We start from the raw sequence: 23,143 nt of genomic DNA, 5'->3' as shown, positions 1-23,143 counted from the left end.
ATTTCTAATAACCAACCAAAATAGATTTGTAATTAAATAAAAAAACCTTTGAGGTTGGACTTCTAAATCTTAAAGGTTAATGTTTCTTCCTATAAGGACGAATGATCAAACGAACGCTTTTGTTGTACTGGAAATATTGAACAACCCAGTTCATCAGTGCAATTACTTTGTTTCTGAATCCAACTAATGAAACCAAATGTACAAACATCCAAACCAACCATGCAAACCAACCTGCGAATTTCCATCCAGGTAAATCAACGACGGCTTTATCACGACCGATGGTCGCCATGGAACCTTTGTCATTGTACTTGAAAGGCTTCATCGGTTTGCCGGATTTCAAATGGTTTAAATTTTTCGCCAATAATTGACCTTGTTGGATTGCAACCTGTGCAACCATCGGATCACCTTGCGGATTTTTCTCCGTAATCATCAGTGCTATATCTCCAATTGCATAAACGTTATCGTAACCTTTTACAAGATTGAATTCATTGACGAGCAACCTGCCCCCTTTTGCATTTTCATCGTTTCCGACTCCGGGAATCATAGCTCCTTTTACGCCGGCAGTCCAAATCAAAGTTGTAGCTTTCAGGTCTTTACCGTCAGTATCGACATGAATGCCGTCATAATCCTTTACTAAAGTATTGAACCACACCTGTACACCCAATTCTTCCAGATACTTACGTGCCTTGTCCGAAGCATTGTGAGACATGGTAGGCAAAAGTCTGTCTGCTGCCTGTATAAGGTGAACGTTCATCCTTCTGATGTCCAAATCGGGATAATCATTAGGTAAAACGTGCTTTTTCAATTCACCCATTGCACCTGCCAGTTCAACTCCGGTAGGACCTCCTCCGACGATGACGTAATTCATTAAACGGTACCGTTCATCCAAATCATTCGTCAAAAGTGCTGATTCTAAATTCTGTAAAATCAAACTTCTCAAATCCAATGCCTCTGGAACAGTTTTCATTGGCATGGAATGTTTCTGGATGTTTTCGTTTCCGTAATAATTGGTTTCAGACCCGGTGGCTATAATCAAATAATCGTAATGAATATTGCCGATATCCGAATAAATTTTTTGATCCAATGTGTCCACTTTTTCTACATTGGCAATTCTAAAAAAGAAATTTTCTTTTTTCGCAAAGATGGTTCTGATGGCATGTGCAATCGAATCAGGCTCCAATCCGGCAGTCGCAACCTGATAAAGCAAAGGTTGAAATGTATGGTAATTGTGTCTATCCAATAATACGACTTGGAAGTTCTGAGTCGTTAGTTTTTTTGCCAATCTGAGTCCGCCAAATCCGCCACCGATGATGACTATGCGTTTCAGGTTTATATCAGGAATGTTCATTTGATAAATTTTATTTACGCTTTTTCCAGTAACCGGATTTCCTTTTGTGGTGGGCTACTGCAATGATTATTATTTCTTTTTCTTCAATTTTGAAAACCAATTTATATGGAAATCTTTTCAGGTTTACTTTTCTGAAACCCTGATTTAATTTTTGACTTAATAAAGGTTTTTCTTCAATTTCAATTAATGCTTGTTGAAATTTCAATACCAAATCTTTTCCTAATTCCGGTTGAATTTCATTGTACCAATTTACTGCATCATCCAAATCTTGCAATGCAGCAAATAAAATGGTAGTTTTAAATTCCATATTTGGACTTTAATAAAAGTTTTGTTTCTTCTACGCTTAAACCTAAATCCGGGTTTTGTTTATATTCTACCAATCTTTCATTGAGCATCAAAATTTCTTGGTCTGACAATAATTCTTCCACATCTTCTTCAAATGTTTCGATTTCTTCTTCGAAATCAGTTGTTTCAAGAATTTTTTTCAACAATTCCAAATCGTTTTCGTTTGCTAATTTTACAGTAATGGTTGCCATAACTTTATAATTTAAGTTATTATTTGGTTTTATATACTCTTGTTAAATTCAATAATTTCACGGGATTCATCGAAAATCCTTTCACATTTTTACGCAGGAAAATACTTGTCTGGTCATAAAATAAAGGGACGATGGGCGCCGACTGCATCATCAGGCTGTCCATTTGCCGGTAAATTTTTTCCCGCTGTTTTTCGTCATTTATCTGAAAAGATTTTAAATACAATTCGTCAAATTTTTCATTTTTATAATGAGAATAATTCGGTCCTTCCGGCGCAAAATTTTTGCTGTAATACAAGGATAAAAAATTCTCAGCGTCCGGATAATCCGCACCCCAATTTGCTCTGAAAAAGGAAAATTTCCCCGTTGCTTTTCCGTCGCGCATGGTCGGTCCGGGCACGACATTTACTTCAATATTCAAGCCAACTTTCGCCAATTGCGCCTGCATGTATTCGCATACATCAACGTACTCCTGAACGGTTGTCAGTGTAATTTTGGGAAGGCTTCCCTTTTCTTTTTTATAAGTTTGAATTAATTCTCGGGCTTTGGCCGGATTGAATTGGTAGCCAATATCTTCGGCATAACCTTGCAAACCTTTTGGTATAAATCCTCCTTCGGCTGCAGTGGCGACACCGTTCATCATGTATTTCACCATTTTCGGCTTATCAATTCCATAATTGATGGCCTGGCGCAATTTTTCATCAACGGGGGTTCCGTCGTCTAAATAAAAACACAAATAAACAGTACTCAGGTAATCGTATTTTTTCAAGTCCAGAATGTCGTTATATTTCGGATTTAGTTCACCTAAAGGCGTGAGAATTTCGTTTTTGTATGACGGGTCTAAATCCGCCATCATGTCCACATTTCCCTGAATCAATTCTAAGAATTCACTGTGTTTTTCGGGTAAAAAAGTCATGGAAACCGCTTCGAGATAAGGAAGTGAATTTCCTTTTTCATCTTTTTCAAAATAAAGCGGATTTTTTCTCAAGACTAATTTTACGTTGTCTTCCCACAATTGAAACTGAAATGGCCCAGTTCCGATGGGTGTTTTGCGGAATTGTTCTTGTCCGTTTTTGAACATTTCTTTGGGAACGACGGAACAATATTTCATGCTCAACAGTCCAAGAAAAGGTGAAAACACTTCTTTTAGATTCATCTGAAAAACAGAATCATTGACAGCTTTATAAGAATCTACATTGTTCAAAACCCAGCTTCCTGCGCCACCTACTTTGGTGTCCGACAATCGGTCGAAGCTGTAAACAAAATCTTCAGCATTCACAGTTCTGGTAGAATCTTTCCCAAATGACTGGTTTTTATGGAAATAAATATCGTTTCTTAAAGTAAAAGTATAGGTTTTTCCGTCTTCTGAAATTTCCCATTTTTTGGCAATATCGGGAACGATTTGCAGGCTGTCATTGAGCTTGACCAATCCATTGTACATCAAATTGCAAACCCAATTGTTGGCTTGTGTGCGTGCAAATGTCGGATCTAACGAAGATATGTTGTCGTAGCGGTTTAACCTGAAAATTTGGGAATCGTCGATTGTTTTCCGTTCGGAACAGCTAAATAGAATTGTCGTAAGAGACAGTAACAAAAAAAGGACTTGAATTGTTCTTTTCATCTTGCTAAAATACGTTTAATTTTAGAAGTTGAAAATGGGTTTTGATATGATTTCAGGTAGCTTTGGATTTGCACGAGGGATAGTAGCGGCATCCTTTTGTGGAGCCTTTGGCGGAACAAAAGATATAGCGGATAGCCCGACCCGTTGGCTTTCACTCTAACTTTAAATACAGATTCTTGTTTCCAACGGGACGTGCCCAAATGAAAACCATTAAGAAGTTAAGGTAATTAAGATTTTATAATAACCAGAGGCAGATGAGGGCGATGCCGGCAGGTGCGAGCTGAACGGTGAAAATCTTTTTACTTGCGGTGATGCCACCATAAAAGCCGGCTACAGCTACGCAAATGAGGAAAAATGTAGCGATGTTTTTTTGCCAAATATAGTTGTCAATAAAGAAAGACCAGATGAGTCCTGCGGCTAAAAACAGATTGTACAAACCCTGATTTGCAGCCAATCCTTTGGTGTAAGGGAATAGTTCGGCAGGGATTTTTTTGCCAAAGGCCTTTTTACCGATCGTGTTCCAAGCGAACATTTCGAAATAGAAAATGTAAAGGTGTATGGCGATGACGATGCCTATGAATATTTTGGATAGATTGTCCATATTTTAATTTTATTCAAAAATAGACTAAAATCATTTCTTGTGTGCATGAAACTTTCTAAATTGCGATTATGCAGACAACGTATGATCTGATCATTGTGGAAGCCGTTCTGATTGGGATGGCTTGCGCAATTGAAGCAGAACGGAAACAACTGAATTAATTGATTATATAAAAGAGTGTTGCTGTAAACAGTTTGTACAATTAGCTTTATAAGCACTGTTTCTGTGGATGACCGGGATTTTTAAAAGAAAATTATTTTTTCTTTAATATTTCGATCTGTTCGTTTAGCAGGGAAATTATAGTTTCTTTTTCTTCAATCCTTTTTTCGTATTGTTCGATAAGCTTATCAGGAACAGTTATATACTGCCCGAACGCACCGCCATTTTGGTCATGGTTATTGAATGTTGCAGTTGCTTCGCCGTATAATTCGGAAATGTTGATTTCCAACACAGCGGCAATTTCTTCTATTTCGGCAGCGCTAAAGGGAACCCGCCCGTTCTCTCTTCTGCTGTATTGGGATTGATCAAGATCAAGCTTGTAAGCAATAGCGTTTTGAGAAATTCTTTTTCTCTCTCTTATGGTTTTTACTCTTTCAAATACTTTCATCATATTAACTTATAGAAACAGATTAGCATTATCTATCCGCATAACAAATGGCCTGAAAGCATAGAATATGGTTTAGTAAGTAGTTAGTTTTGCTTAGTATAAATTTAAACCTCTAAGTTATGAAAAAACATTTATTATTTCTAAGTCTTTCATTAACTTTTATATCGGCATTTTCCCAGGTGGGCATCAATACAGAAACCCCGCAGAGGACTTTGCACGTTGACGGTTAGCTGCAGGTAACAAGGGAACTTAACGTGGGTGGAGACGACAGTACGGCAGGCAACGCAGGTACCGCAGGACAAGTGTTGGTCTCTAAAGGCGCAGACGAAGCCCCCGCCTGGGAAAACCCTTTGGTACCAACGGTGGCACCTACCGCCAATGGTACCGTCATAGCCATTGACGGGCAGTTGAAAATAGCCCAGGAGATAGCAGTACAGATTCCTACATTTTTCCAACTGACAGGCCCTGCTAATGTAGCGACACCAATCCCAATAGGTAATCTGACCGATGTGATTATAGATAATGAAAATACTTATTCCGGTAATGCTGTAACGAATTCATTTACCGTCAGTGAAGATGGTATCTACCAGGTTGTTATGAGTATACAATTTACTTCTAACCTGACAACACCAGGGGATCGTCCTACTTTCTATGCAGGAGTTTGGAATAATGCGGCAGGCGAATGGATCGCTATGGGAGTTCAGTCTGCTAATGTTAGTGATAATGGTTTCACCGGTTTTCAATATAATACTCTCACGTCTTCTATATCTTTGTTAGCAGGCGAGGTTTATTCTTTTCGGATCGCTAAAACGACCGGTTCCACTATAACTATGTATGGCTATTCCTCTGGATTTGCACTGCCGAGACATGCTTCACATATAATGGTGAAAAGGCTGAGGTAGAGCGGTTGTAATTATAAAGGCTGTCTCAAAAGTGACTAAGCTCCCTTTTGGGGCAGCTTCTTCTGTCATGGGAAATCAAATTAAAAAATAGAACCGGCTCATAAAATCATTTGAAAATCCCTGTTTTTAGTAATCTTTAAATTTAATCAGGTCAACAATTCTTAACTTCGCAATATGCAAAAAGAATATGATCTGATTATTGCAGGGGCAGGGCCAATAGGGATGGCTTGTGCAATAGAAGCAGAACGGAAACAACTGAATTATTTGATAATTGAAAAAGGTGCGCTGGTAAATAGTCTCTATAATTATCCTCTTTATATGACCTTCTTTTCTACGGCCGAAAGACTGGAGATCGGAGGAATTCCTTTTACGAACATCACTTCAAAACCAGGCAGACAGGAAGCGCTTGAGTATTACCGCAGGATTCATGAATATTTCAAACTGAAAGTTAATTTTTACGAAGAGGTTTTGGATATTGATTCAAATGAGGAATTTAAAAATGTAAAAACCAATAAATCAACTTATCAAACTAAAAATGTAATCATCGCAACGGGATTTTACGATATTCCGATTTACCTAAATGTTCCGGGCGAAAATCTGGCGAAAGTTTCGCATTATTTCAAAGAAGCGCACCCTTACACTGGACAAAAAGTAGTAGTTGTTGGAGCTAATAATTCCTCGGTCGATGCTGCTTTGGAATGCTGGCGCAAAGGTGCTGATGTTACGATGGTCATAAGAAAAGGAGAAATTCATGACCGCGTGAAATATTGGGTCAAGCCTGATATCGAAAACCGAATTGCAGAAGGAAGCATCAAGGCTTATTTTCATTCAAGTGTTAAATCGATTCAGGAGAAGTTTGTTACTGTTTCAACGCCTGATGGCGAATTGGAAATCGCAAATGATTTTGTGTTGGCTTTGACGGGTTATCGTCCGGATTTTGAGTTTTTACAGAAATGCGGAATTGAAATTTCCAATGATGGCTTGTGCATTCCGAATTATAATCCCGAAACGATGGAAACCAATGTGAAAGGTATTTATCTCGCTGGCGTGGTTTGCGGCGGAATGGAAACGCACAAATGGTTTATCGAAAATTCACGCGTGCATGCGGAGGTGATTTTGGGGGATATTTCCGCAAAATGTAAATCGTAGAGACAAATAATTATCTGTCTCTACGAATGTTTTAATCATTCAACACCCAAACAAAAGCTTTTTCTTTTGTTGCACGGAAAATAGTTTGATGCTGTTCTTTGGGTTCGTCAGAATATTTCCAAGTGAGATTTGAGAGATTTTCAGTTTTTAATATTTTTTCTAGATCACGCGTGTTTTTATAGATATCTTTTGCATCAGAACCTGCAAACCAAAATCGTTTGTTTTCTGTAGGTAATTTTACCAGATTTTCTCTTGCTGTTTTTACAAGATGACTATCATTCCACCATAGAGAAGGGTCAAATGCTATGTAATAATCAAACATTTCAGGATGAATCATCAAAGTTTCGACTACGAAAAGTCCCGCAAGTGATTCGCCTAGAATTCCTTTTTCGGCAGTTGTACGGTAGCGTTTGTTGATTTCAGGAATCAGTTCATTCTGGAGAAATGCTCTGAATTTTGCAGATTCTCCTACTACTGGTGCGATTTCTTTGTCTTTTTTCACATTTGTTGGCGGAGTCAGGTCTCTTCTACGTTGCGTGTTTTCAATTCCAACCAAAATGACAGGTTTGATTTTCTTTGAAGCAATCAATTCCGCAATCGTATTGGCAATATGTGGAAAATCTTCTGCAGTGCCGCCATCCGGCATGTACAAAACGGTTAAATATTCATCATTTTGTGTATAATCCGGAGGAGTCCAAATATTGACGGTTCTGGTTTCACCCATTTCTTTGGATTCTATGGTAAATGATTGGTGTTCCGGAATTGAGTCTTGGGCTTTTAGATTTTTCTGAAATCCTAAGATTATGATAATCAAAGATGTAAGATAAATTTTTATTGAGTTCATTAAATTATTTCTTAATGATTTTGTTAAATTCAGTTTTTAAACTATCCGAAGTATTTACCAATCTTAATTTTTGTTCTTCGGTCATTTCAGAATGGTGTCTGCTCATCAATTGATTCAAATCATTTTGGATCTTAAAATAATCATGACTTAAATTTACTTTCCATAAATTACCATAAAATTCATTGATTGATTTTTGAGCTTCTTCACTTTTATATGCTTCAAAATTACTCTTGAGATATAAAAACCCTACAATAATTCCAATGAAAATTACTACTAAAAAAAATCTTAAACTCCATTTATTCATATCATTTGTAATTTAAATTATTTAATTAACCCGATTTCTCTCAAACGTTGCGTCAGAAATTCTCCCGCAGTAATGTCATCAAACAATTTTGGATTTTTTTCATCCACACAATTCTCTAAAACATTTAATTTCATTTCACTTATTGGATGCATGAAAAACGGAATCGAAAACCTAGGTTTCCCCCACTCCTCCTTAGGTGGATTTACAACTTGGTGAATAGTTGATTTAAGTTTATTATTGGTATGACGAGAAAGCATATCACCTACATTGATGACCAATTCATCCGGTTCTGCAATAGCATCGACCCATACACCATCTTTGCGCAACACCTGCAAACCGCCAGCAGAAGCTCCCATCAAAAGCGTAATCAGGTTTATGTCACCATGCGCACCCGCTCTGACGGCACCTTTCGGTTCTTCTTTGATGGGCGGATAATGAATCGCTCTCAAAATTGAGTTTCCTTTCTGAACTTTTTCATCAAAATAAAATTCATCTAATCCTAAATACAAAGCCAACGCTCTCAGTACGTAAATCCCGGTTTTCTCGAGCTGTTGATAAGCTTCTTTTCCTGATTCATTGAACCCCTCAACTTCCGAAACATTGATATTATCAGGGTAACCAAATTTCTCTTTTTCTGAATCATCGATATATTGGCCGAAATGCCAGAATTCTTTCAAATCACCTTCTGGTTTGTCCTTCGCATGTTCCTTCCCAAAAGAAGTATAACCGCGTTGTCCACCGATTCCCTCTATTTCATATTTTTCTTTTGTTTCAACCGGGAGTCCAAAAAAATGTTTCACATTTTTATACAAACCATCTACCAGTTCATCAGACAAAAAATGTCCTTTGAGCGCTACGAATCCTATATCTTCGTATGCTTTTCCGATTTCATTTACGAACTTTTTTTTTCTTTCCGGGTCATTTGACAAAAAATCACTCAAATCAACCGATGGGATTCCGCTTGTTGTCATTTTATTATTTTTTAGTATTTAAATTTATTTAATTAAAGTATAATTCTAAATCACTCCTATTCTTTTACCTTCTCATACAAATACCGAATCATTCCGTCAGAAATCCCAATTTTGGGTACATGGATTTGTTTGGCGCGTGACCATTTCATGACTTTGGTATATATTTCCAAAGCATATTCCACCACGTCGGCACGGTCTGGTTTCATATTGAGGTCTTTGAGCCTTTGTTCGTAAGGCATTTCCCGGATTTGACGATAACGGCTTCTCAGGTATGCTCCCTTCATAGGTCTGCCAACCTGGATGCCTGAATATTTATAAACGTGGTTGATGTTTCCTCCGGAACCGATAAGATCTACGTTGTATTTCCGGGCATTTTCTTCAATCCATTTTTTCATCTGCGGATAAGTAGATTTCTCCACTTTTCCTTCAAGCAAACGTACAGTTCCGATAGGGAACGAATGAGAAATACTCACTTTTCCATTAGTAATCAAAGTTAATTCGGTGCTTCCACCACCTACATCTACATAGAGATAATTATTTTCATCCAGAATAAAATGCTGTAATTCTGTGGCAAAAATCAATTCAGCTTCCGTATTTCCATCGATGATTTCTATCTCTACGCCAGTTTTCTTGGCAATTTTCTTGGCTATGGCTTTTCCGTTTTCCGCTTCACGCATTGCGGAAGTTGCGTAGGTGAGACAATGTTCTACTCCATGAATGTCCATCATCAGTTTATAAGCTTTCATCGCATCGCCAAGTCGTTCCGCATTTTTTTCAGAAATGGTTTTATTGGTAAAAACATCTTCTCCCAAGCGGATAGGCATTCTTACCAAACTAGTTTTGTTGAAAACAGGGCTGCTGCCCGGAATTTCATATACATAATTGATCAATAACCTCACGGCATTGGAACCTATATCTATCGCAGCTAACTTTCTTATTTTCATTTACTTATTTTTTTTGTAATGTATGGAACGCTTTATTTAAATTTCTTATCAAACTGAAAGATTTAAGTTTAAGCGTTTAATACGTTAATTATTTACAGAGGATGTTTCATATTTTTCATTTAATTCATGTAAATAGTTATAGGTTGCAAATTGGGAACGCAAAGATGGCAAATCATTGACCCTGTAGTCCAGGCTGAAATCTGCATCATGCTGACGAGCCTTGACATTGTCATTGAAACTCAAATCAAATGTATCCATCACCATTTTCTTCAAATTTGGATCATAAATCGGGCAGGCAACTTCAACTCGGTAATCCAAATTTCGCTCCATCATATCGGCAGAAGAAATGAAAACACGGTCATCTCCCCCATTTTTAAACCAATATAAACGTGGATGCTCTAAAAATTTATCAATCACACTGACTGATTCTATGTTCTCGGACATACCCATCACTCCGGGAATCAAGGAGTGAATTCCTCGGACAACCAGTCGGACTTTTACACCTTCGTCAGAAGCTTTGTAAAGCAAATCAATAATCTCTCTGTCACTTAAACTGTTCAATTTAAGGTTTATGCCTGCAGGTAATCCTTTTCTTTGGTTTTTAATTTCTTTTTTGATGAATTTAATGATTTTCTTTCGGGTATGAATCGGCGAGACCAATAAATGTTCATACGACTGCACAAGATAATTTGCATCAAAAAATTTAAATACTTGCTGCACTTCATCTGTGATTTCTTTTTGAGAAGTCAAAAGTGTATAATCGGTATAAATCTTAGCCGTTCCCGCATGGAAATTTCCGGTGCTGATAAAAGCATATCCTGTTGCCATTCCCGCTTCTGGTAGTCTTTCAATGTATCCGATTTTGGAATGAACTTTCAGACCAGGAACACCAAAAATCACATTTACGCCTGCATCCTGCAAACGTTTTGACCATTTTACATTATTCGCTTCGTCAAATCGGGCCCGCAATTCCAAAACGGCGGTCACTTTTTTTCCATTTCTGGCAGCATTGATGAGTGCACTCATCACTTGAGATTCCGTTGCAACTCTGTAAATGGTAATTTTTATTTTGGTTACTTTGGGATCAATTGCAGCTTCTCTCAGAAATTTCAAAAAGACAGAATAATCATGATAAGGTGCATAAAGCAAATGGTCTTCATGAGAAATCGCTTTGAAATGATTTTTATATTTCTGAATGCTTTTTAAAACAATAGGTTCTATTTTTTCATATTCCAAATCTTTTCTGTCAATATTTGGAAACTGCATCAAATCACGTTTATTATGGTATTTCCCGCCGGGATTGATGCTGTCATAATCATCAATATGGAGCTTTTTCATAAGAAATTCCAAAGTATCGGTGGCAAGTTCACGGTCGTAAACAATTCTAACCGGTTCGCCTTTTCTTCTCCCTTCCAAGCTTCTTGCCACTTTTTCCAACAAACTGTTTTCCAAATCATTGTCCATATCTAATTCAGAATCACGGGTAATTTTGATGGAATGTGCTTCGATGAAATCGTATTTAAATGCTTTGAAAATTTCATCCAAATGAAAACGAATGATATCCTCTATGTACATCACATATTGGTTTTCACCAATTTTCGGCAACTTTACAAATCTTGGAAAAATGTGCACAGGAACGTCAATCAAAGCATAATTTGCTTTTTCAGAATTTGAAAACTTAACCGCGAGATAAAATGCTCCATCGCGGATGGAAGGTGCTTTGAGTTTTTGCTGTAAAATGTAAACACCGATGGAATGACTCAATTCTGAATTAAAATATTGTGCCACAAACGGCAAATATTCTTTCGGAATGTTTTCATCATTTATGAAATAGATATTTTCCTGTTCCAGTTCCATCAGGATCTCATCATACAAACGGTCATATTCATTGCGTTGAACGCCAACTATTTCGTTGATTTCTTCGATTAATTCTTCGTCAGACTGATCTTCGATTATATTTTTATAACCTTTACTTTTTAGCTGAATGGAGCGCAGCAGCGCAGAATAACGCACGGAATAAAATTCATCCAGATTATTTGAATAAATTCCCATAAATCTCAATCTTTCGAGCAAAGGAACATTAGGGTCGGCGACCTCCTGCAAAACCCTGGCATTGAATCTCAGCCAGCTCGTTTCTCTGTTTACATATTTATCCATTATAAATGCTTAGGTTTTATGATAAATTGGGTCATTCCTTTTTCTATTTTGCTCCAGCTTTCCGTTTCAAATCGAAGCCATGCAACCCCCGAAGTGGGAAGATTTTCTATGTAATGATCTCCCATGCGGTTGACAAATTCTGTGAAAGCTTCGTTGTGCCCGAAAATAATCACTGAATTGAGATTGTCGTCTAACTTTTTCACTTCTTTGAGTAAATCAAAGAATGAAAATGTATAAAGGTTTTCTACGATTTCAATTTTGGGTTGGTTGACGAAATATTCTTTTGCGATTCCTGCAGTTTTTCTGGCTCTGACTGCCGGGCTTGAAAACCATTTTTCGGGTTGAAAAGGCAAAGTTTCACTTAATTTTTCGGCAGATTTAATGGTTCTTTCTACGCCAATCTGCTCCAAATCGCGCTCTCTGTCATTTACTCCAAAATCCCAACTACTTTTTGCGTGTCGAAATAGAATTAACTGTTTCATTCGTTTCTAACGTTATTTTATTTAATTCTGATTTGATGGTTTTATTTTGTTGTCAAATAAGTTAATGCAACATCAAATTCTATAGAAACAAATATATGGAATCGGGCTCTAAGAAAAATGAAAACCCCCGATATAATCGAGGGTTTTATATAAATGTTAAGAAAATTTAACCTGTGATTTTATTTGTTCATCACTCTTTTGGTAATTATTTCTCCTTTTTGAGTCAGAACTTTTATGATTAAAACACCTTTGGATTGAGATTTAAATTCGTAATGATTTGTGTTTACTTTTTCATTTCTGAAAATATTTCTTCCGACCATATCAAACAATTCAACTGAAAGTATTTTTTCTGATTTTGAACTCACTACGATGTTGTCATTGTGGGTATAAATCTGAATTGAGTTTGAAGTTAAATCACCAGTTCCCATCGTTTCACCTTCTTCATAAACAATTTCAAATCTTGATGTAAATTCACCTGCTTCAGATTCAAATATGTAATCTGACTCCATCAAATTATGATAAGTATTTGTCTGATTATCTTTGAGATAAATGGTTACTCCGCCTTCGGTAAATAATCCATCAAAATCAGCCAAAGAAATTACAAATTTACCAGCTTCCACCGCTTTGAATCCAAGCGCAACTAAATCTGCAGTTTCAAATGGAAGCGCTCTGCCTTGAACTGTAAATTGTTCTTCATTGATGATGCTGTAAAGTGCTGAACCCTCGTATCCGAAAAGTTTCCCATCAATCTGATTGTCGATTCCTGAGGTTGCGCCCGTCATATAACCAACCAAAATTTGGTTATATTTCTCACTGTTTTCATTTGTTAAATCTAACCAAAATCTATGTTTTTCTATTGCGTCAGCCTTGAAGAAATTGGCAGGATCTCCAACTCTCATCGTATTGTCAAAATTAACTGAAGAACCTGTTGTCGCTACAATAAATCCTTGTCCGACAGAAATAAATTGACCAGGAATATCGCTTCCGCCACCTGCAGCAGTACCTCCAAGGAAGGTATATGTGGCATAATTGTTTCCTGCAACGCCGGTATTGTTCCAATAATAAATTGCTGCTACTCCTGTATTTGCGGTCATGAGCAAATCAGCGTTTATATTTGAAGGATAAGGGTTTCCTAAAGAAGTGAAATTATTTGCAACAGTAGGTACATTCACATTTCCGTTGTTCGCAACACCATTAAATTCTCCAACATAAGGAGTATGTGTCATTGCACTCCAATTGTTAGGTGAGCGGAAAAGATAACCTACGGCCTCATTCATAATGGCATCAGCGGTAAACGGATTTGGATTTATATATCCATTTGATCCATTGTAAACATAAATTCTACCTGTAGAACCGGGATAGTTGGTCACTCCATTTACTGTTTCGGGAGAGAATCCAAAGAGATTTTGGTTATTGACAGGAGAAGACCACATGGTATAGTCTAGTCTTACCATCGGTTTGCTTTCACGAATTACAGTAATTTCTCCTACGTTTGCCACGTCATTAATCTGGATTAAATTCCCTCCGTTTGCTACAATGAAGTTTTCAGCTAAAGCATTATTAATGACTAAATCATTGACAGTAAAGGAAAATCCTGAAGGTATTTGCAGACTTCCGTTTTGTGTAACTTGTAATTGACAAGCTTCTAAATTACTGTTCAAAATCAATTCTCCCCTGATTATTGCTTTTTTGCTAAAATCTGGTAGTCCATTGGACCAAGTCAATCCGTCCCAAATAGTAGATGATGGACAAAATGCCGGCTCATAAACAATCTCGAATCGGTCATTGAATTCTCCTACTGCTGAAGTAAATGTATAAGCTATGGAAAGATTGTGCGTTACATTCAGGTATTTGTCATGTATATAAATTTGTTGACCTTCTGCAAACAATCCGTCCATTTGCGTGATGCTTATTGTAAATTGTCCTGCAGTAGTTATACGAACTCCCATGTTTACTACATCTGAGGTTACAAAAGGCAATGCTCGTCCTTGTATCACATATTTATCATTACTTCCTTCGATGAGACTATATAATACGGTCCCTGTAGAATTAAATAATTTACCATCGATTTGATTATCTACACCATTTGTAGCTCCGGTCATATAACCCGTAAGCGTTCCATTATAAGAAATATTGTTACTGTCTTTTAGGTTAAGCCAATATCTGTGTCTTTCAACTAATTCGGTTTTGAAGAAAGTAGCATCATTGCTACTTCTGATATTATTTGTAAATTTTACTGATGCATCCTCTGTTGCTACAATAAATCCTTGTCCAACAGATATAAACTCATCTGGAATAGCACTTCCACCAGCTGCAGCAGAACCTCCAAGGAAAGTGTAGGATGCATAATTATTTCCAGGAATACCTGTATTGTTCCAATAATAAAGTGCTAAAATTCCTTGATTTTCAGACATCAATAAATCAGCATTTATATTGGATGGATAGGGATTTCCTATAGAAGTAAAATTATCTGCATGAGTAGCAATGCTAACATCTCCATTGAAAGGAATTCCAGTGAACTTACCATTGTAAGCAGTTGCAGTAGTTGCATTCCAGTTATTTGGCGCTCTGAATAAATATCCTTCTGCTTGATTAAATATGCTGTTTGCCGTAAATGGTGTCGGATTTACATATTCATTAGAACCATCATAAACGTAAATTCTTCCTGTAGAACCTGGGAAATTAGTAACACCATTTACTGTATTAGGAGAGAAATTAAATAAATTTTGTCCAATTACAGGTGAAGACCACATGGTGTAATCTAATCGTTTGAAGGGCTGACTGTCACGGAAGACAGTGATTTCTCCTATGTTGTTTATATCTTGTAGCTGGATTAAATTTCCATCAGTGGCAACTATAAAATTATCTGCTACAGCATTATTTGTAATTAATCCCTTAACTGTGAAACTAAATCCTGAAGGAATTTCAAGCCTTCCAGTTCCTGTAATTTCTAATTCACAAGCTTCCAAATTAGCATTTAAGACTAAGTTATCCTGTATAATTGCTTTTTTATCTATGTCAGGCAGTCCATTACTCCAAGCAATTCCATCCCAGGTTGTTACAGGGCAAGAAAAGAAATCACTTATAGTCACATCATCAATTACAATTCCATTACCTGCATGATTAGTTCCTTCAAAGGCTACATAAAATTTATCACTAACCGAAGGTAAATTTAACTCTATATAAGTCCATGTACTTACATTTGAATTATAAGTACCTCCTGGAATCAAAGTCCATGGTCCAGCAGCACTGGTTTTATAATAAATTTTTAATTCGTTTTGATCTGATGGATCTAAACCTTGCTCATTGGCATACCAAAAAGTTAATTTAGGCTCAACCATGTCAGCAATATCGAATGCTGGTGAAACTAATTTAGTCCTGGTAACTGCAAAAGAATTAAAATAGAATAACGCATTTGAAATTCCTCCATGAGCACTCGTAATATTTCCTCCCGCAGCTCCATTGTACAAAGACCAGTTAGTATTTCCATTAACATATTCCATAGTCCAGCAATCTAAAGAAGTACTATTGCTTTCAAACGTTTCGGTGAAAGGAAAACTGTTTATAGTTTCGCATTGGGTCACAAACGAAAATACTTCGGATAAGTTACTCATACCATCCGTTAAACCACAATTTGCTTCTACATAAAAATCATATTCCGTACTGGACATTAAGTCTGTAATACTTACAGTAGCCGTAGAAACTGTCCCACTCTTGAGAGGAGTCGCAGTATTTGGGTTTGCGCCAGAACTAAATACAAACCAATTATAGCTGGCCGCGTTTGAAATAGAACTCCATGAAATCTGAGCTGTATCGTCTCCTACCGAATTTAAAAACAAATCTTCCGGTGCAACGCACATTATTGGCTGACCGATATAGAAATCATCAAATCCTATGAAATAATCTCCTAAAGTCCTGGTAGCTGTTATTTTAATCCTCACATATTCACCATCATAGGCAGACAAATTCAAACTAAAGTTTTGCCATCCGGCTATTCCATTGTTTGGAATGGTTTGAACATTGGTATAGGTCATACCAAAATCGGTTGATACTGAAACAATAAAATTACCAGATCCTGTAGGTGGCGGATTATGCGGAGAAACATTTTCTCCTAAACGATAAATAAAATTTAGAACATCTCCTGATTGAACCTCGCCGACAGAAATCGTACTAAAGTTTCCCGTAGAAACAGAAGCATTTAAATTTTTAAATATGATATTATTTTCGGCACCGGGAAGTCGGCTGGAAGTTGCAATTGCAAAACCATTATTCACCCAACCATTTGGCAGAGAATTATTTATAAAATCATGAGACCATGGTATAGTAGCTGTCAGCGGCGCAACTGTTGTGAATGTATATTCGGTGCAACCTGTTGCATTTCCGTTGGCATTATATGGCGTTATACCTACATAATAAATTGTACTGTAATTTAAAGAGATGGGATAACTTGTTGCATTTCCTGCATCAGCATTATTTATAATGTTGGTTCCACCAGGAGTTGTTCCAACTCTTACTCTATATCCTGTAGGAATACCTGTAGCTGTGGACCATGTCAATGAACTTGTAGTCACAGGTACGTTTGTAGCTCCATTTAAAGGAAAGGTAAGTTCTGCATTACAATTTGGAGGAGAAGCAGTAGCCTGAGCAACTACTACGTCATCTAAATGTATATAATAAGTGCCATTTGCATGAGTTCCTAAAAAACGAAGACGGAAGCTGTTTCCGGATGGCACATTTGTACCCGGAATTGTGAAATTCACAGTAACACAACTAGTTGATGGAATATGATTGGAACTGATAGTATGAGCAGTAGTATAGGTACTGCCATTGTTTAAGGAATATTGTACCTGTAAACTTCCAAAATTCTCAGGGGTAGCAGTTACTGGAGAGGTTTGATTAATTATTTTGTAATTAAAAGATACACTTATATTATTTCCGTTAGAAGCAGAAACCTGATTCGGAGATTCTAAGTTATTGGTAATGACTGTAGAATTTAAAAGTCCTCTGACTGATCTGACAGTACAAGCATTTGTGGTAGTTGGACTATAACCCGTAGTTGACCATCCCATAGCGGAGACAGTTGATCCGGTATCAAAAGTTTGACTAAAATTAATTTGTGCTGAGAGCGAATTGAATGTGAAAAGCAAAATTGCCAAAAACATCAATTTTTGTGAAGAAAATAAATTTTCTTTCATAGGGATTTAAGGTTTGTAATTTGATGCAAAATTAATTTAATTTGTGCTCATTTTCAAAAAATTAAATAATTAATTTAATTTTATAATATTCTGAATTTGAGTCATTTATTTTAATGCTTCAAGCCATTGCAAAAACTAGGGGAAATTAAGTTTATCAATCTTCGTCATTTTATGAATTATAATTTATATTTGAGAGTTTGAACACAGATTAAATAAGACATGAAAACATCTATACTTGCAGAAAATCTCAAAGGTTCGGCAATCATCAAACTTGCCGGAGAAGTAAACGCACTCAAAGCCAAAGGTGAACAAATTTACAATTTGACCATAGGCGATTTTGATTCGACGATATTTCCGATTCCACAAGAATTAAAGCAGGAAATAGTTAATGCTTATGAATCTGATGTGACCAATTATCCCGCAGGAAACGGCGAAGCATCTTTGAGAAAAAGTGTTTCAGAATTTTTATCCAAAATTTTAAAATTAAATTACAAAGAAAATGAAATCCTGATTTCAGGCGGTGCACGCCCGTTGATTTATGCGGTTTACCAAGCAGTTCTAGATATTGACGATACCGTTTTGTACCCTGTTCCCTCTTGGAACAATGACGCTTACACTTACCTCGCAAGAAACAAGGAAATCGTCATCGAAACGCTTCCTGAAAATAAATTCATGCCGACAGCAGAAGACATAGCGCCACACATCCAAAACGTAAATCTGATTGCAGTTTGTTCACCTTTAAATCCGACGGGAACAACATTTGACAAAGAAGCTTTAGAACAAATTTGTGATTTGATTGTAACAGAAAATCAAAGAAGAAATTCACTTGGAATCAAACCTTTGTATTTACTTTATGACCAGATTTACTGGCAGTTGACTTACGGTGAAACGGTTCATTACAATCCGGTTTCTTTAAATCCTGAAATGCGCGATTATACGATTTTCATCGATGGGATTTCTAAAGCTTTTGCTGCGACCGGCGTGCGCGTAGGTTGGGCCTTCGGACCTGATTTTATCATCGATAAAATGAAAGATATGTTGGGGCACATTGGCGCTTGGGCACCAAAACCGGAGCAAGTTGCGACGGGTAAATATTTAGAATTAAATGAAAAAGTTTCAGATTATTTAACTCAAATCAAATCAGAACTTTCTTTTCGTTTAGATGAATTTTACAAAGGATTTAACAAATTGAAAAACCAAGGTTTTCCTGTGGATGTCATCGAGCCAGAAGCCGCACTTTATTTGACTGTGAAATTTGATTTGGTTGGGAAGAAAACAGAATCAGGAGACGTACTAAATTCAATTGCTGAAGTAACAAATTATCTTTTAAAAGATGCAAAAGTCGCTTTGGTTCCATTTTCAGCATTTGGAGCTTCGAAAGATTCAAACTGGTTCAGATTGTCAGTCGGAACTACGAAAAGAGAAGACATCGAAATCATTATTTCTCAATTGAAAAATTCATTGGAAAAATTGAATTAATCCAATACTGAGTACTTCGCAAAAAATTCTGCTTTGAAAATTTCTCCCAAAGGAATTTCCGATTCGTCGATGTAAATCGTGTGGTTGTCAAATGATTGTATATGGTTGAAATTGACAATGTAAGATTTGCTTACACGCATAAATGAATCTGAAATTATTTTTTGATGAATGGTTTTCAGGTTCATTGCCGTGATTAATTTTTGCGTTGTCGTGTGGATGACAACATAATCTTTCAAACCTTCTATAAATTTTACGTCGTCAAATTTAATTTTATAAAACCTGCGGTCAGATTTGATAAGCAGGAAATCTTTATCACTTGATTCGACAGAATTTTTCAACGTATTTTCAGAAAGCAGATTTTGATACGTAATAGCTTTTTGAATGGCTTTTTCCAAGCGAGGTTTGTCAATCGGTTTGAGTAAATAATCAATCGCATCCAGATCATAACTTTTTACCGCATAATTTGAAAAAGCCGTAGTAAAAACAATTAAAGTCTGCTGATCAAGCTGCTGCGCAAATTCAATTCCGGTAACTTCCGGCATTTGGATGTCCAAAAAAATCAAATTAACCTGATTGGATTTCATGAAATTCAAAGCCGCAGGTGCATTGGAAAAATTTCCAATGATTTTTAATTCTGAAATTTCCTCAATCAGCGATACCATTTCTTCTCTTGCAAGCGGCTCGTCATCTACAATTATACAATTCATAACGGAATGATTAGTGTGATTTTATACAATTCATCGGTCGATGCTATCTGAAGCGAATGCTTGTCTTCATACAAAAGTTCGAGTCTTCTTTTGATGTTTGCCAACCCCAATCCGCTGTATTCTTTGTTTTGGTTTAAATTTTCGGTTGGTTTGGAATTAATGCAGGTAAAATGAAGTTTATTGTTATCAATCTTTAAAATTATTTTTATAAAAACTTCTTTGTCGGTAAGAAAAGAACTATGTTTCACAGCGTTTTCTACAAAAGTTGTAAATAAATTCGGAGGAATGAACACATGAAAAAATTTCCTTTGTTCAGATTCAAATTCTATGTCAAATTTGAAATTGTCTCTTCTGATTTTTTCAAGATTCAGAAAATTTGAAATGAAATTAATTTCAGAATTGATGGAAGTCTGGTCTTCATTGTTTTCATAAAGCTGGTAGCGAAGAAATTCAGAAAGTTTGATGATAATTGTGGTTGCTTTTTCCGGATCTTTTCTGATCAAAGCTTTCACATTGTTGAGCATGTTGAATAGAAAATGCGGATTGATTTGATTTTTCAATTCATTCAATTCCATATTCAAAGTCAGATTCTTCAATTCCGAAATTCTTTCATTGTCCTTTACCCATTGTTGTAATAATTTTACAGTAGTCGTGACCATAATGATGGGAATCGAAATCATCATTCCGTCATACATATTTTTGATAGGCCGGTGTTCCCTTCTTATTTCTTCCGGAATTTCAAAATAATTTATTAACAAATAGGACAGTACATTAATTCCTGACAAAACCAACGCAATCAGGCAAAGTAGGTAAAGTAAATATTTCGCCTTGAAGAATAACCGTGGAACGAGCACATAAATATTGATATAAAACATGACAAGAAATATGGCATAAACCAAAAATATTCTTGACCATTTTTCATTTCCTACATCTTCGTTATTTAATGAGGAAACATAAAAAAGAAATAAAAGCCCAAGTGTAAAAAAAACATGTCTATGAATCCGAAACCTATCTTCCACCAGAAAACTGATAACTTTTTTGTCTTTTTCTTCTCTTGTTAAATGCCCCATGTTTTTATTTGCTTTGCAAAAATACATCATATAGAAGCTTACTTCGTATTTTTTATACCAAACTGCTTTTTCCTTCTACTAAAAATTTTCATTTTCCCGTGTTTGTAGAAAAAAACAAAGGTTTGGTAGAAGAAAAAATTTGTGAATCACTTTTCTGAGTTCATTTGTTTTGAAAATGATTAATTCATGAATATGATGAAAGTACAAACATGGTTTGATGAAGTATTGGTAAATCCCATGCTGAATGAAGAGCAACAGGAAGAAAAAATCATCCAACTGACAGATCTGCTCAGGTTTATTGAAAGTTATAAACCTTCGATGGAAATTCTGGATTATTCCAAATCCATCAATATCGTGATGGATGATTATGTAAGGAAAGGAATTATGTTTTATGATTATAAATTGTTGCAGGATCCATTGTTTTTTTCTTCATTTTTCAGTCAGTCTTATCTTGAAATTTTAAAAATTCAAAATAATGTAAATGAATTATGGTTTGTTTTTGTAGATGATAATTTGAATTCAGACAATCAGAAAATAGTTGAGTTTGTCAAAGAGAATGATGTGAAAGATTTATATGACGAAGTATTTCTCTTTGACTTTTTCGAATCTCAAACTCAAAATTTCTCCTAAATGAATTTCACAAAAAAAGTCCTTTTAATTTCTTTTTTGACGCCAGCAGCATTCAATTTTGCACAAAACAAAGACAGTATTCCACAGAAAATAACGGCTTACTACGCCGATAAATTTGCACTTGCAAGACCTTTGAACATTGAATTTAGCCAACTTACGCCCTATAAATTTTCTTCTGAACATTTGGGAAATTATTTTGCCGATGGAAAAGTCCGAAATTTATACCAGGTAAAAGTTAGTACAAGCGGTAATTTCATTGTAAAAAAGAAATGGATGCTCGGTGCTACTTTGAATTACAATTATACTTCGACTTCGGTTGAATTGAATTATCCGGATGGAACGATGCGGGTGCAAGACAATGATTTTCATTTTCATTCTTCTTCATTGAATTTCACATACATTTCAAAATTATGGAATAAACCTGTGATTTATACAGCAAGTGCAGTGGTAGATGGAAGTGAAAAACATTTTGAAAGAGTCAAAGGACTTGCTACAGCAACCCTGCTTCTCAAGGCCAATGCTACCACGAAAACGGCAATCGGCTTGGTGGGAATCATAGATCCCAGTGCTCAGATTCCGGTAATTCCTACTTTTATTTACGATCAGAAATTTGAAAACGGATGGAGAATCGATTTGATTCTTCCAAAACAAGTTTACCTCAAGAAAAGCTTTTCAGAAAACAGCAGGTTTTCTTTAGGATCAGAATTGGGCGGAACTTCTTTTTATCTATACGATGTACTTCAAAGCCAGGAAAAATATGAACTTCGTCAAGTTGAAATCAATTCAGGATTTATGTATGAGCATTTCCTCGGAGGTTCTTTTGTAGCAACATTTAAAACCGGAATGAAAAACATTCCCAATAGCAGAATTTTTAAGAAAAATGAATCCTTTGATTCTTATATTTTTGAAGCCAATCCCAAACCTACATTCTATTTCAATCTTGGGATTTCATTCAATCCCTTTGGAAAATTCATTAAATAATTTGACCTTTTTTTGAAATAAATTCAGATTTAATTCTTTCCCAGTTTCCACCATTTATCGGCTTTGTAGCATTGTCGATGATGGTTGTTTTGAAACCCAAATTTAAAGCATCATTTGCTGTAAACTGAACGCAGTAATCAGCAGCCAAACCACAGACTAAAATTTCGGTTACATTTCTGTCTTTTAAATAGCCGAAAAGTCCGGTGTTTTTTCTTTTTCCATTATCAAAGAATCCTGAATAACTGTCAATTTCGCTATCCATTCCTTTTCTGAAAATGGCCTCGATTTTATTTAAATTTAAATCTTGGTGAAATTCAGCACCGAAACTTCCCTGTACACAATGCACAGGCCAAAGCACTTGTGGTAAACCATTTAAATCTATTACTTCAAATTCTTTTTTATCAGGATGATTTGCTGCGAAGCTTTTATGATTTTTTGGGTGCCAGTCTTGTGTAGCGACTATCAAATCAAAATCATTTTGAAGTTGATTAATGATAGGAATGACATCATTTCCATGAGGAACGGCAAGACTTCCACCTTCCAAAAAATCGTTTTGTATATCGACGATGATGAGTGCCTTCATAATAAATTTTGTGAGCAATTTACTTTATTCTGTTGAAT

Annotated in this window: 21 protein-coding genes; 5 read left to right on the top strand and 16 right to left on the bottom strand. The window is 36.0% G+C overall.

Annotated features, from left to right (window positions below; translation table 11 throughout):
• Nucleotides 1–76: 76 nt before the first annotated feature.
• From B8977_RS03995 to B8977_RS03970, 6 genes are all read right to left on the bottom strand, one after another.
• Nucleotides 77–1,348: an NAD(P)/FAD-dependent oxidoreductase gene (locus B8977_RS03995; RefSeq protein ID WP_084016389.1), complete on the bottom strand. Its 1,272-nt coding sequence runs from the start codon at nt 1,346–1,348 to the stop codon at nt 77–79.
• Between the two features lie 10 nt (nt 1,349–1,358).
• The gene (locus B8977_RS03990; protein ID WP_084016388.1) at nt 1,359–1,655 is read right to left on the bottom strand and encodes a type II toxin-antitoxin system RelE/ParE family toxin; all 297 of its coding nucleotides are present in this window, start codon (nt 1,653–1,655) and stop codon (nt 1,359–1,361) included.
• Nucleotides 1,645–1,884: a hypothetical protein gene (locus tag B8977_RS03985; RefSeq protein WP_084016387.1), complete on the bottom strand. Its 240-nt coding sequence runs from the start codon at nt 1,882–1,884 to the stop codon at nt 1,645–1,647. The genes B8977_RS03990 and B8977_RS03985 overlap by 11 nt, the downstream gene beginning before the upstream one ends.
• 19 nt (nt 1,885–1,903) lie before the next feature.
• Complete coding sequence (locus B8977_RS03980; protein ID WP_084016386.1) at nt 1,904–3,502, bottom strand: ABC transporter substrate-binding protein; 1,599 nt, start codon at nt 3,500–3,502, stop codon at nt 1,904–1,906.
• 235 nt (nt 3,503–3,737) lie between these two features.
• Nucleotides 3,738–4,103: a DUF1304 domain-containing protein gene (locus B8977_RS03975; protein ID WP_084016385.1), complete on the bottom strand. Its 366-nt coding sequence runs from the start codon at nt 4,101–4,103 to the stop codon at nt 3,738–3,740.
• A 250-nt stretch (nt 4,104–4,353) separates the two neighbouring features.
• Entirely contained in the window at nt 4,354–4,710 is a 357-nt protein-coding gene (locus B8977_RS03970; protein WP_084016384.1) for a helix-turn-helix domain-containing protein, read from the bottom strand.
• A 251-nt stretch (nt 4,711–4,961) separates the two neighbouring features.
• On the opposite strand from B8977_RS03970, the gene B8977_RS03965 reads away from it, so the two are divergent.
• Both B8977_RS03965 and B8977_RS03960 read left to right on the top strand, forming a co-directional pair.
• On the top strand, nt 4,962–5,609 hold the full coding sequence (locus B8977_RS03965) for a hypothetical protein (protein ID WP_084016383.1): 648 nt from the start codon (nt 4,962–4,964) through the stop codon (nt 5,607–5,609).
• Nucleotides 5,610–5,783: 174 nt separating this feature from the next.
• Nucleotides 5,784–6,758, top strand: a complete 975-nt coding sequence (locus B8977_RS03960; protein WP_084016382.1) for a YpdA family putative bacillithiol disulfide reductase — start codon at nt 5,784–5,786, stop codon at nt 6,756–6,758.
• A 31-nt stretch (nt 6,759–6,789) separates the two neighbouring features.
• Here B8977_RS03960 and B8977_RS03955 read toward each other — a convergent pair whose 3' ends face one another.
• The 7 genes from B8977_RS03955 to B8977_RS03925 all read right to left on the bottom strand — a co-directional run bounded on the left by B8977_RS03955 (nt 6,790) and on the right by B8977_RS03925 (nt 17,655).
• Entirely contained in the window at nt 6,790–7,602 is an 813-nt protein-coding gene (locus B8977_RS03955; RefSeq protein ID WP_084016381.1) for an alpha/beta hydrolase, read from the bottom strand.
• Between the two features lie 4 nt (nt 7,603–7,606).
• On the bottom strand, nt 7,607–7,906 hold the full coding sequence (locus B8977_RS03950) for a hypothetical protein (protein ID WP_084016380.1): 300 nt from the start codon (nt 7,904–7,906) through the stop codon (nt 7,607–7,609).
• Nucleotides 7,907–7,923: 17 nt separating this feature from the next.
• Nucleotides 7,924–8,877, bottom strand: a complete 954-nt coding sequence (locus B8977_RS03945; RefSeq protein WP_084016379.1) for an isopenicillin N synthase family dioxygenase — start codon at nt 8,875–8,877, stop codon at nt 7,924–7,926.
• A gap of 56 nt (nt 8,878–8,933) precedes the next feature.
• Complete coding sequence (locus tag B8977_RS03940) at nt 8,934–9,821, bottom strand: Ppx/GppA phosphatase family protein (RefSeq protein ID WP_084016378.1); 888 nt, start codon at nt 9,819–9,821, stop codon at nt 8,934–8,936.
• Between the two features lie 84 nt (nt 9,822–9,905).
• On the bottom strand, nt 9,906–11,978 hold the full coding sequence (ppk1, locus tag B8977_RS03935) for a polyphosphate kinase 1 (RefSeq protein ID WP_084016377.1): 2,073 nt from the start codon (nt 11,976–11,978) through the stop codon (nt 9,906–9,908).
• On the bottom strand, nt 11,978–12,460 hold the full coding sequence (locus B8977_RS03930; protein ID WP_084016376.1) for a SixA phosphatase family protein: 483 nt from the start codon (nt 12,458–12,460) through the stop codon (nt 11,978–11,980). Before B8977_RS03930 ends, ppk1 begins: the two co-directional genes overlap by 1 nt.
• A gap of 179 nt (nt 12,461–12,639) precedes the next feature.
• Nucleotides 12,640–17,655 carry a T9SS sorting signal type C domain-containing protein gene (locus tag B8977_RS03925; RefSeq protein ID WP_084016375.1) on the bottom strand — a complete coding sequence of 1,672 codons (5,016 nt, stop codon included), beginning with the start codon at nt 17,653–17,655 and terminating at the stop codon, nt 12,640–12,642.
• 219 nt (nt 17,656–17,874) lie between these two features.
• Here B8977_RS03925 and B8977_RS03920 point away from each other — a divergent pair, with 219 nt between their 5' ends.
• Nucleotides 17,875–19,134: a pyridoxal phosphate-dependent aminotransferase gene (locus B8977_RS03920; protein WP_084016374.1), complete on the top strand. Its 1,260-nt coding sequence runs from the start codon at nt 17,875–17,877 to the stop codon at nt 19,132–19,134.
• Here B8977_RS03920 and B8977_RS03915 read toward each other — a convergent pair.
• Nucleotides 19,131–19,841: a LytR/AlgR family response regulator transcription factor gene (locus B8977_RS03915; RefSeq protein ID WP_084016373.1), complete on the bottom strand. Its 711-nt coding sequence runs from the start codon at nt 19,839–19,841 to the stop codon at nt 19,131–19,133. The genes B8977_RS03920 and B8977_RS03915 overlap by 4 nt on opposite strands.
• Nucleotides 19,838–20,941, bottom strand: a complete 1,104-nt coding sequence (locus B8977_RS03910; RefSeq protein WP_245828419.1) for a sensor histidine kinase — start codon at nt 20,939–20,941, stop codon at nt 19,838–19,840. Before B8977_RS03910 ends, B8977_RS03915 begins: the two co-directional genes overlap by 4 nt.
• Nucleotides 20,942–21,103: 162 nt before the next feature.
• On the opposite strand from B8977_RS03910, the gene B8977_RS03905 reads away from it, so the two are divergent.
• The gene (locus tag B8977_RS03905; RefSeq protein ID WP_143736314.1) at nt 21,104–21,541 is read left to right on the top strand and encodes a hypothetical protein; all 438 of its coding nucleotides are present in this window, start codon (nt 21,104–21,106) and stop codon (nt 21,539–21,541) included.
• Nucleotides 21,542–22,522 carry a DUF6268 family outer membrane beta-barrel protein gene (locus B8977_RS03900; protein ID WP_084016370.1) on the top strand — a complete coding sequence of 327 codons (981 nt, stop codon included), beginning with the start codon at nt 21,542–21,544 and terminating at the stop codon, nt 22,520–22,522.
• On the opposite strand, the gene pncA is transcribed toward B8977_RS03900, so the two are convergent.
• Nucleotides 22,515–23,105, bottom strand: a complete 591-nt coding sequence (gene pncA, locus B8977_RS03895) for a bifunctional nicotinamidase/pyrazinamidase (RefSeq protein ID WP_084016368.1) — start codon at nt 23,103–23,105, stop codon at nt 22,515–22,517. The two genes, B8977_RS03900 and pncA, sit on opposite strands and share 8 nt — an antisense overlap.
• Nucleotides 23,106–23,143: the final 38 nt, after the last annotated feature.

The sequence above is a fragment of the Moheibacter sediminis genome (assembly GCF_900176425.1).
GTDB classification, from domain to species: Bacteria; Bacteroidota; Bacteroidia; order Flavobacteriales; family Weeksellaceae; genus Moheibacter; species Moheibacter sediminis.
Note: the sequence above shows the minus strand (reverse complement) of the source record. Positions and strands in the feature narration are given on the sequence as shown.